Source organism: Xanthomonas hortorum (assembly GCF_011305375.1).
Classification (GTDB): domain Bacteria; phylum Pseudomonadota; class Gammaproteobacteria; order Xanthomonadales; family Xanthomonadaceae; genus Xanthomonas; species Xanthomonas hortorum_E.
On sequence record NZ_VCME01000026.1, the window covers coordinates 36,986 to 47,052 of the forward strand.

Annotated in this window: 7 protein-coding genes and 1 pseudogene; 2 read left to right on the forward strand and 6 right to left on the reverse strand. The window is 59.8% G+C overall.

Annotated elements, in window-relative coordinates; genetic code table 11:
* Nucleotides 1-37: 37 nt before the first annotated feature.
* The 3 genes and pseudogenes from FFY45_RS19750 to FFY45_RS19760 form a co-directional block, all read right to left on the reverse strand.
* Nucleotides 38-4,063, reverse strand: a complete 4,026-nt coding sequence (locus FFY45_RS19750) for a coiled-coil domain-containing protein (protein WP_176341741.1) — start codon at nt 4,061-4,063, stop codon at nt 38-40.
* Nucleotides 4,064-4,099: 36 nt separating this feature from the next.
* Nucleotides 4,100-4,741: a DUF1629 domain-containing protein gene (locus FFY45_RS19755; RefSeq protein ID WP_176341742.1), complete on the reverse strand. Its 642-nt coding sequence runs from the start codon at nt 4,739-4,741 to the stop codon at nt 4,100-4,102.
* 132 nt (nt 4,742-4,873) lie between these two features.
* Nucleotides 4,874-5,552: pseudogene (locus tag FFY45_RS19760) on the reverse strand (thermonuclease family protein).
* Between the two features lie 230 nt (nt 5,553-5,782).
* Here FFY45_RS19760 and FFY45_RS22230 point away from each other — a divergent pair.
* Entirely contained in the window at nt 5,783-6,643 is an 861-nt protein-coding gene (locus FFY45_RS22230; protein WP_255172090.1) for an RING finger protein, read from the forward strand.
* Nucleotides 6,644-6,766: 123 nt separating this feature from the next.
* Here the strand turns inward: FFY45_RS22230 and FFY45_RS19770 are convergent, their stop codons facing one another.
* From FFY45_RS19770 to FFY45_RS19780, 3 genes are all read right to left on the reverse strand, one after another.
* Nucleotides 6,767-7,261 (reverse strand): Mov34/MPN/PAD-1 family protein, encoded by a 495-nt coding sequence (locus FFY45_RS19770; protein WP_176341743.1) that lies wholly within the window; start codon nt 7,259-7,261, stop codon nt 6,767-6,769.
* Nucleotides 7,262-7,264: 3 nt separating this feature from the next.
* On the reverse strand, nt 7,265-8,827 hold the full coding sequence (locus tag FFY45_RS19775; protein ID WP_176341744.1) for a ThiF family adenylyltransferase: 1,563 nt from the start codon (nt 8,825-8,827) through the stop codon (nt 7,265-7,267).
* Between the two features lie 149 nt (nt 8,828-8,976).
* Nucleotides 8,977-9,768: a hypothetical protein gene (locus tag FFY45_RS19780; protein WP_176341745.1), complete on the reverse strand. Its 792-nt coding sequence runs from the start codon at nt 9,766-9,768 to the stop codon at nt 8,977-8,979.
* A gap of 27 nt (nt 9,769-9,795) precedes the next feature.
* Here FFY45_RS19780 and FFY45_RS19785 point away from each other — a divergent pair.
* Nucleotides 9,796-10,067 (forward strand): transposase (locus FFY45_RS19785; RefSeq protein ID WP_176341746.1); only part of this gene is annotated, 272 nt, incomplete at its 3' end.

The following is a 10,067-nucleotide window of genomic DNA, read 5'->3' on the forward strand; positions in this document are numbered from 1 at the left end:
GTGTCCTAAGCTCAGCGGGTCATGGAAGCGATTTTGACTAACCGCCTCCACCACCACCACCACCACCGCCTCCTCCACCGCCCCCACCGCCATCTCCACCGCCGCCGTCCCCTTGGGGCCCGTTCTGCATCGGCCCCTTGGCGAACTCTGGCAAGGTCATCACCATCACCGGACCGCGGCTGGTGTTGACCTCGGCCGCGACATCCATCCCCAGCGCCTGGCGCGTGGCGACGTGCTCTTGCGCTTCCTGCATCGCCTGGGCTTCCAGGAACTCGTTGCCTTTTTTGATCAGCGCCTGGGTTGCTGCGCTGTTGGCCACCCGAGTCAGGGCTTGCTCAATCGCGAGCTCGTTCTTGCTTTCCAGTGCATAGAGCACTTCGTCCACGTCGGGGTCGCCGGTAATGGATTTCCGTTCGGTCTGCGACGATTCGTTTGGCGCATCCCCTCTCCCTGGGCCGGTGGAGCGCTGAGCTAAAGATGGGAAGGCATCGGTTTGCTCAGCAGCTTCGCTGGGAGAGCGGCGACTTGGTTGGTGCGCGCTGAATGCATCAATGCTTCCACTCTCCTTGTCGCGCGCCCCGTCGCGAGCGAAGGGATAGGGTTCTCCGCGCTCGCGATACTCCTTCCATTCCTGGTGAAAGCGTTCGTCTTCCCGATCCGCCGCCTCAATCTCCTGTTGCAGCTGACGCAACGAGCGCATGGTCTCTTCCAGGAACAGGGCACCGCCTGGATCTGCGGCGCTGTGTTCCTGCGCCGGAGTCGATTGGGTGCGCAGGTCTCCCGCTTCCGCCAATCCTGCGGGCAAGCGACTCACAGCCCTGTCTTCCAAGGACTGCTCGTGTGCCTGCGCGAGGTGTGCTGCCGGCAGCAAAGCCGCCCCATGATCAGCGAGCAAGGCGTTTGAAGGACGAGGCTGTTCTGCCTCGGCTTCTCGCTCAGGAGTGGTGGGCGCTGTGAACCGCGAGGCAATCAACGGTTCTGCTGTCGCAGGCGTTGTTGGGGCCATGACGCGAACCGGCTCTGCCTCCTGCTCACGCGCCACGTCTTGCTGGCGGACTGACGCTTGCTCTATCTCCGCTGGGTGCGTTTGCACTTGCTGATGCAGCGCTGGGGGCACCGCATCGGCCTTCGCACTTTGCGAAGGTTGGTTACCGGATTCCGGGCCATCGGATGGAGGCGTTGACAGGCGCGCTGTGTCGCGGCTCTCTATTGCCTGCATTTCCAGCGCACGTTCCGCCTCTCGTGCTTGAAGCGGCGGCGCATCGCCAGGACCGGGCGTTTGCTTCAGCTGATCGCGCGCGTCAGGAACGAGGTGCTCGCGTGCCTGCTGGTTCTGCGACTCTGGCTGCTGGCGTGCGTCTTCTTGCTGCGACTTGGGTCGTGGCGTTTGTTGAACCAACGCAGCATCTGGAGCACGCGTCTGAGTGTCCGGTTGCTGCGAGGTTTGCTGACGTTGGTCCTGCTGCGGTTCGAGTCCTTGAGTCGGCTGTTCCTGATGCCCGACTTGCTGAGCCTGAGCTTCCTGGACTTCAACTAGCCGGGTTTCTAGAGCCTGGCGGTCTTGCTGCTCCCGCTGTTGGTTGTCCTGAGCTTGGCGTTGCTGGACTTCCCTACCATCACGCTCCTGCAGCTCGCGTTGCTGGCTGGTCTGCGCTTGGCGCTCCTGCACTTGGCGTTCTTCTAGCTCACGTTGCTGCTCTGCTTCGCGTTGACCTTCCAACACCACGTGCGCCTGGAGCACTTGCTCGCTTTGCGGCCGATCTTCGCGCTCAGTCTGTGCGTGCTGGAGGTGCTCCCGCACCTGGGTGGCGTGTTGCTCTTGCGCGAGGCGATCTTGTTGTTCGCGTTCTTGCCGCGCCTGCGCCGCGACAGAGGCCTGCATGCGTGCCTGGATGTCGAGCACTTGTTGCGGGTTGGACGACTCGGAGGTCGAGGTGTCCGCGTCTGCAGTTCCCTCAGGCACGCGCCCAAAGCTTGGCGCCTCTCGCCGGTTGCCTTGCGCCTCACCCAACGCCTGCCGGATGTCTTCACTACTCGTAACGGCCACCACGCGAGCGACGCCATCGCTGCCGCGTTGCAGGTGCGCGATGGGGCTGTCGTAGCCGTATTGCCCGGACTCGTTGCGCTGGAGTAGCTGCATGGTCGGTCCGGTGATGCCGCTGGCGTCCCTGGTGCGCTGCGCCGCCATCTCCACGGCCTGCTGAGTATCTGGGTTGACGTTCAAATCGACGCCTGCGGCCCGGTAACGGTGCAGCAGCTCGTTGTGTTGCATCTGCGCAGCCGTGGGCGCGGGAAGCGCCTGGATGGCCGCCAAGGTTTCCTGAGCGCGCTCCAGCGAGGCCTGGCGCATCTGGTTGGTGAGCTCCAGCTCCGCCGCTAGGTTGCCACTGGCGACGCCATCCTTGCCGGCCCACTGGCCCGACTCGTTGCGCTGGTAGAGCTGCCCGTCGTGTGCCTGCACGTGATACTGCTTGCCCATGACGCTTTCCACTGCCGCCGGCACTTCGACACCGTAGGCCTGAGCACGCTGCGCGGCGTGGTTTTCCAGGTAGGCGGCGGCAATGGCTTCGCGCCCCGTGGCGATGTTGCTCTCGATGCGTGCCAACGCCTCCTGATTGAGTTGCTGCACGCGTTCCGGGGGCGCGAGTTGGATGGCATAGCTGCCAATCTCATCGGTGCCGGACGCGGCGGTCCTGACTTGGCGCTCCCAAGTCTGACGCTCGGGATTGCGCTCCCAATTCTGGTTGTCCAATCCCACTTGGTCGCTTGCCCGTGCGGGGATGTTGAACGGGTTCTGGGGCGGCGGTACTTTGCCCAACGCCAGCTCCACCGCCTTAGCGTTGGCCAGCGCACCTAGCTCCTGCGACTTCTCGTAGCTGGCCACCACGGGCTGCTCGCCCGACGTGCGGCGGCCATCCTGGGCAAGGTCGATGGCCGCTGCGCGCTGCCAGTTGCGACCGTTGAACTGCCACTCCACGCCCACTCTGTCGGTCTGGTGGTAGATGGCGCGGTTGTCCAGCAAATCGGCGCCTTTGTCGAACGCCTTGCTCATCAACAGCGCATCGCCCACCACCATCGCCGCAGGCACGAAGCCGGTTCCGCCCAGCGCCGCGGCGGTGGATGCACCACCGGCCCAGCCGCCGACATTGCGCGCCAGGGCATGGGTGACCTCAGACTGCGCGGCGGTGGCATTGCTTTGTTCCAGCAACTCGGCAGAACGGCGAGCAGTCAACACCGCATCGGCGCCGGTGGCCAGCAAGCCGCCCGAGCGCACCAAGCTGCTGGCCGATGCTTCGCCCAGCAGCAGTTCCATGGATACGCCACCCCGCTGGCCTCGGGGGACGCGCAGGTTATGTGCGGCCTCCTCGCCCAGGGTCTGCTCGACCTTGAGGATGCCTTGCTCTGAAAAAACCACGCGCCCATCGTGGTGGGCATTGGAAAGGGCAAGGGACAGCCCACTGCGCTGAAGCTGGATATCCCCGCCCCGGATAATTGCGCTATTGCTAACCTGGATTTGGTTGAGCGTGGCGACGATGCGCGACTCAGAGTGCGCGACGGCACCCCAGCCGTGATCCACTCCAGTGAATCCTTTCAGAGCTTCAATTTGTTGGGCATGAGTCTGCTGATAGGTCGGGATATCGCGGAAAAAGTCTTGAACCTTCTGGTTGGTCTGCGGAGGGGTTAAACCAACCGGCGTATTGGTGTTCAAGTCGCCGTTGATTAGGCCTACTTTGACGGTATCGCGTAGTTGCTCGACGCGCTGGACAACGCGGTCCATTGCCGCTGGGTCGCCCTCCAACATGGCTTGTCCATCTCGGGACGCGTAAAGATCTTCAAGGTGATCAAGCAGCCCATACTGGTATGCGCTAAGAGGGCCGCCGCTATGTGGCGTGATGCCCATCGTTTGAGCGAACGCGGGGTTGGCCGGCAAGAACAGTCGGTTTTCCGGTGCGTGGATGTCAAACTTCCCCGCCCGTTGCAACTCATCAAGCAACTCGCTGTTCTTCAGCGTCTGCTGCTCGATGCTGTGGTGGTTCTGAAAAAGCGTTCGGTAGTTCGGCATGGATCAGGCTCCTTCCTTGCGACCTTGTGGCTCGCCTTATCGGTTGACCACGTCGTAGAACCAGAGGCCATCCGATTTACCTTGCGCGCCTATCCCGGCTGCTTTCACAGCATCCTTGAACACCCGGTCACAAAAGACGCCGCCGTGAAATGGCAGCCTGAACACATGCGCCGTCCCGAGCACGTCGCGTTTGAAGGCCAGCCGCGAGCCCCCCGCCAGGCTGTAATATTTACCGTCTTCGTATTCGTCACTAACCTTAATATCTAGGTGAGAGGCATCTTCATCCAGCGCGTCAACCGTGCGGACCACATCGCACAGGTAGACGTTTGGCCCCTTCGAGCCATCGGCCAAACGATAGTCGGTCTCGGCAAACGCGAACGCTCCAGGATCTGCCGTCTCCATCACTCGACGTAGGCGCTCTGACACCAGCCAGTAACCACTGAACCCCCCTTCTAGATCTTCGGGAAGCACGCCTTCACTGGGGTGGTAGACCAGGCGTGGGATCTCGCGCAAAGCGGGAAATCCGCCGTCCTTGGGCTTCAGAATTAGCCTTGGCGGAGTGAGGAGAGCGTCTCGGTTCTCAAAGACAACCCCATGGCCTTTTCCCCCGCGCCGAACGTCCGGCTGCAGGTGGAAGAACTCCCCTTTCTTGGGCTGATTGGTCATCGTTGTTTCCATGCGCTGCACTCCGTCCACCTGGGTCTGGTCTCCACCTCAGTCGAGCAGAGTCTACCGTCCCGATCACCGACCGGGGCAGACAAAAGAGTGCATGCCAAACCATCGCAGCTCGCTCTACCGTGGCGAGCGAAATCAGCGACTCGCTGGCTGCCACCCTGCCCGAGCTGCCGCCTCGGGACGACAGAACATGCGCTCGCCGCGGCTCAGGTCGATGCTCGTGCGCTTGTAGTCCCGTTGGCCGGGCATGTGGTAGATCTTCTTGCCGTGACGGGAGATGTTGCCCTTGATGCGGCATCGGCCCGGCATGGGTTGCGCAGCCACTGGAGCCTAGCGTGCTGCCTAGTCGCGCTTGCTTCGGCAGTAGCCCGCGAGTATCTGGAAGGGTCCTTGCCAGAGATTCCGCCGCCGCAGACGCGCGTCGGCTTCGTCTGCGATGAATGCCGTGGCGTATTGCCGATACGCCACCGCCCAACCGGAGTTCACCATCCAGCGGTTGACCGACTGCCCTTGAACGAAGCACTCCGCGACCACCCTGCCGTAGCGGTCCGTGCCCTTGAGCTGGCAGTGGACGTATCGTCCAGCAGATAGCCGTCCAGCGCGGCGGCGGACCGGCCACAGGGCCAAGGACGTCCGTCTTTGGTAGTGCATTGTTGGCCGCTTTCCGGGTATCAATGCCCCACAGGCGGATGCGCTGCCTTGCCACGGTTAGCGTGTCGCCGTCTGTGACGGTGGCGCGGCCAACGAAATCTGCTGCTGCGCCAGGAACCAAAGGAAGGGCCAACAGCAGAGCCACTAGGCCCTTCAACATCATCGACAACCACTTCCTTCCAGACAGACTTAGCCGCTTGCGCCATTCCGCACGTAACCCGGGACTTTAGCGGAATAAGGGCGAGCTATGCCGAAGTCGCCTTCCGACCTTGACAGTCTCGGCCGCGGCCAGAATTCAAAGAGAATGGAATCGCCTGACCAAGCGCCCTACGTCTGGGCTTGACACGGCGCCCCCGCGTCAGAAAGCATTGCTAGAACGACAGGGGATGTCTAATGCAAGAAGCCATTGATCGACGTACCGAACACGTTTACACGGCCTTTGAGCTTTCTCGATACACCGAACAACAACGCCAGGCTATGAGCGGGCATCTGCAATGCAAGGGATGCGTATCCAATGCCTATTACCGCAGGGAAAGCGAGCCACAAGCGGGGCGTAAACCGACGATTCCCCACTTCTTTTGTCGCCCGCATGCCGCAAATTGCGACGTTATCAAGCGTAACGGGGACCCTTGGGAAACCAATGAAAGCGACGCTGCAGTCAGCCAGTGGGAAAAACACAATCAGACGCTCGTTGTCCGAATTCAATTGCAAGCTGATGAGGTGAATACGCGCACTGATGAGCCCACCGTTTCTCCGGAGGATACGCGGACAGGCGGAAGTGGCACTGGCGGGCAGACACGTCGATCAGGGTCACTCTCTCGGGGACCGCAACGACTTCTAGAGCAGCTACTCCACTGGCCAAGCTTCAAGACGAGTGCGCTCCCCATGCGGATGCCAGACCAAACGATCGTTCCTGTGCATGATGGCTTTGTTCGTTTTAACGAAGCACACATCGATCAGCACACGGGACGCTGGCTTGGATTCTGGGGAATCGTGCAGCCTTTTAAATACTGGGCATACGGAGAGAGCTACTACTCCAACTTCGGCACCGAGAAAACTAGCTTCCGAATTTCCATTCACAAGTCAAAGGTTGAAGCAATCCTGGCGCGCTATCACCTCGAAAGCATATACAACTTGGCCGGCCATCACCTCCTTCTGTTCGATTTGGCGCGCGAATCCAATTCTGGACGCTTCACCGCTGATATTAATTCCGTGCACCATATCGGATTCCTGAAGGCAGATTCCTCAGATTAATTCTTCCTGCAGCTACCAGACACTGCGACCCACTTATTTACTGGAAAAACAAGCAGTCGTTGGATCTAGCCGCCGATCTCCACCAAGCTTCACCACTACTATTGACGGCTAGCCATGGCTAGTTTAATTGTCGTTGCTCGCCCAGTCTTGAAAGATTTTCCAGCGAGCGAGGCCATCCAGACCGAACGAATAGATGGCAATGCCGGGGGCACCGATGGCTTTCCCCTGAATCAACATCAACAAGGCATTCAACCTGGTTTCCGAAGCATTGCGCAGTCGCTTCATTGCCTCGACGTCAGCCGCCGAGGCCATCGGATGCTTCTCCGGATGCGTGTGCCACTCCCCCAAGTAGAAGAGCCCGTTTTTGGCGTGCTGGTCAATCGCCCTTTGAGCGGATTCGGCATTGGAACGATAGCTAAACCGCCAGCGTTGATCACCCCTATAGGGTCCTGATGCCGAAGAAATTACAACTTCACTTGCACCGATTGTTCCGAAGATTTGGCCTCCTGCCTCCCTTGAATACCAAGATAGTTGCCGATGCCGTGCAATATGACCAAGCACACCTTTCTCGATGACGACGCGCTGAGAGCTTTCTGGTAGCGAAGCAAAGATGGTCATCGCCTACCACGCCCAAACACGTGAAATTTCGCAGAATGAGCGATCAAACACACCATCAATCGTGCATCCACCGGCAGCAGCAACATCTCGATCACCGAGCCACGACCGAACGACATTTCTCTGCTGCTTTCCAAGAAGGACATCAAGCGAAAGGCGATGCGCGCAATTGATCGTGCCCATCATGTCAGCGGCGCTGTAAGGTTGATATGCAACACCACAACCAGTTTCCAGAGCGTGGCCCTGCCCCGCCGGCCAGCTCGACGTTAGCCTCATTAGGAACTCCCCGTCCGCGTCAAGAGATTGAGCTAGGCAGGCCTTATCTATAAGGGCGATAGCATGTCCCGAGACTGCGAACTCCTCAATCCATGTCCAAACTAGTGGAGGTGGGCTTTCTAGCTCTTTTCGCCAGCGATCCAGAGCCAGCTCGCCGGCTAGGTTGATGCCAGCAGCCACAAGAAGGTCGCAAGCGGCGAGCTCCATCTTTTGCTCTGTGCTAGCGTTCTGAATCGAACCCTTCCAGGAATCGAAGCCGACCGCATGAGGGAAGTTAGCACGCAGGCTTTTCGCTAAGGCCACTGATTTGTCCTGACCTACAGCCTCCATACCAAGCACGTGTCGCCCGACATTGCTCGAAACCATTTCGTCCGAGTCGATCAAAAGCAGAGAGCCAACACCAGCTTGGGCAAGCGCTCTCGCTAGAAAGCCGCCGAGCGCACCGCAACCCACAATGGTGACCCGCTTGCCACGCAGCGCCTCGATATCAGCATTCCTGCCGCGCCCGTGCACCCACGAGTAGTCAGCGCGCTGGACACTCCTGCGCACTGCGGGTTTTGCATAAAAGCTCGCAGCGATGAGAGCAGGCGGTCGCGGCCTGGATGGTCGAAATCCCTTCGCCGCACCTTTAGCGCTAATTCCTTCAATCTCCGTGCAGACATACACGGGATTGCCATCAATCTCGCAGCCGAACAACACAGGAAGCGCGTTTCCCGCACGCACGTGCGGTTCAAGCGCACGATGCCCTGCCAATGCAATGACATCCCTTCCCGTCTTGGGGAATTGATCCGGCAGGAGTGGTTTATCTAGCCAGATAAGATGCGTGGTAGAAGCCACCTTCGGCGGTTGCTTTCCGATACGCATGAGCCATGCGTCCAAACGCGTCGCATCTTCTGCAAAGAACACTCCTCGGCACGGGCCGCTGTAATAGGCAATATCCCTAGAATTTCTCGCACCATCCATCACGCACAGGTAAGGTGCTTGGGTTGTCTCCCCCAATTGTGACCAGTAGGCCAGGAACTCACGCCGATGCTCGGCATTCCGTTCCTCCTCCGACATGTCAAGGACAGTCAGCGCATCCTGCAGCGTGCTGAGAACACGTATCGGTGCCGCCGACGAGTAGCGAAGCCGACCAAGACAAATATTCCCAGTCGGATCAATGTGCGGCCAATACGGTGCGCCTTTTGCAATGCTTTGTAGCGCGACGACAACGGGGTCAGCGAAGGGGAACACTGCGTTTATGCCGATTACGACATGGTCAATCAGAGGATGGCGATGCCAGGCTGTAGGCATGTCCACCAACCATGCTGCTACCAGTCCAAAGCGCAAGAACGCACCTTCCTCTTCCGGACGCAAGCGACGCCAAGAGCAGGGCCTGGACTGTTCCAGACCCTGCTCAATCTCCTCAACATAGCTTGCCGTGAAATCCAGACGCCTCATCCTTAGCCGAAGCGGCCGTTGCCGTCATTGCGGACGTCGGATTTAGCAGAAGCAGCAATAAAGAAGACCTTTTTTGCATCATCCTTAACGGTCGGATCAGGTAGTTTCTGGAAGTAACCGCTATCGAAGACGCCATCCCAAGCCTTGCGCGCCTCAGACCGCGTGCAGCCCTTTTCCAAAATCGCAAGTTCTTGGAGCGCCCAGCTGAGTTTTTCCTTGAAGAATGAAACTTTCGCGTTACCCTCCTCGGCCAGATTCGATGCGTTCACTGGGTGGGCCACCACCGTCGACTTTTTGAGCTGGGCCTCGATCGCCTTCCACGTATCCAGCAGCGCCTCGTCATCGCGCCCGGCGCGGGGAACGAAATAATCCACCACCAGCTTTGTGAGCACGATCCCACTGGTGGTCTCGTCCTTCCAGTCCTCTTGGCTGCGAGCGAAACCTTTGGTGAGGCGAACGACACGGCGCATTTGCTCCCCCTCGCCCTCATGCGCTTTGTTTCGCGTCGAGACCTCCTCCCGAAACCACTTTGTCGTCGCGCGTGCGTCGGACACGTCCCAACTGCCGTCACCCGCCAGCTCAAACACCTCTCGCTGTCCATCGTCTTCCTTCCGGATGCGATAGACCGGCATATCGATGTGATAGCCCGCGTAGTAAACCTGCCGGACGCACTTCGGAAACACTTCCGCTGGGTTGGCAAAGCGCTTGTCGCGCGAGAGCGCCGCGCAGACCCGCTCCTTCGCCTCTTGCGGAGTTAGGGAACCTCTGAACAACGCACCATAGATACGTGACACTACCCGCCTCATGTTGAGGAGTAATCCATGCAACTGACGTTCGGCGACGCTGAAGGCCTGGGCAAGCGCAAGCAGACCCGACGGGAGATCTTCCTGGCCGAGATGGAGCAGGTCGTTCCGTGGCAGCACTTGCTCGGTCTGATCGCACCGCACTATCCGGTGTCGGGACGCCCAGGTCGGCAGCCATACGCACTGGCGACGATGTTGCGGATTCATTTGCTGCAGCAGTGGTATGCGTTGAGCGATCCGGCGATGGAAGAAGCGCTGCACGAGATTCCGACCTTGCGGCGCTTTGCCCA

What these genes read in the sequence shown, in the direction of transcription:
- FFY45_RS19755 (WP_176341742.1), bottom strand. Translation starts at nt 4,741, where the DNA reads ATGGAAACAACGATGACCAATCAGCCCAAGAAAGGGGAGTTCTTCCAC.
- FFY45_RS19770 (WP_176341743.1), bottom strand. Translation starts at nt 7,261, where the DNA reads ATGACCATCTTTGCTTCGCTACCAGAAAGCTCTCAGCGCGTCGTCATC.
- FFY45_RS19775 (WP_176341744.1), bottom strand. Translation starts at nt 8,827, where the DNA reads ATGCCTACAGCCTGGCATCGCCATCCTCTGATTGACCATGTCGTAATC.
- FFY45_RS22230 (WP_255172090.1), top strand. Translation starts at nt 5,783, where the DNA reads ATGCAAGAAGCCATTGATCGACGTACCGAACACGTTTACACGGCCTTT.
- FFY45_RS19750 (WP_176341741.1), bottom strand. Translation starts at nt 4,063, where the DNA reads ATGCCGAACTACCGAACGCTTTTTCAGAACCACCACAGCATCGAGCAG.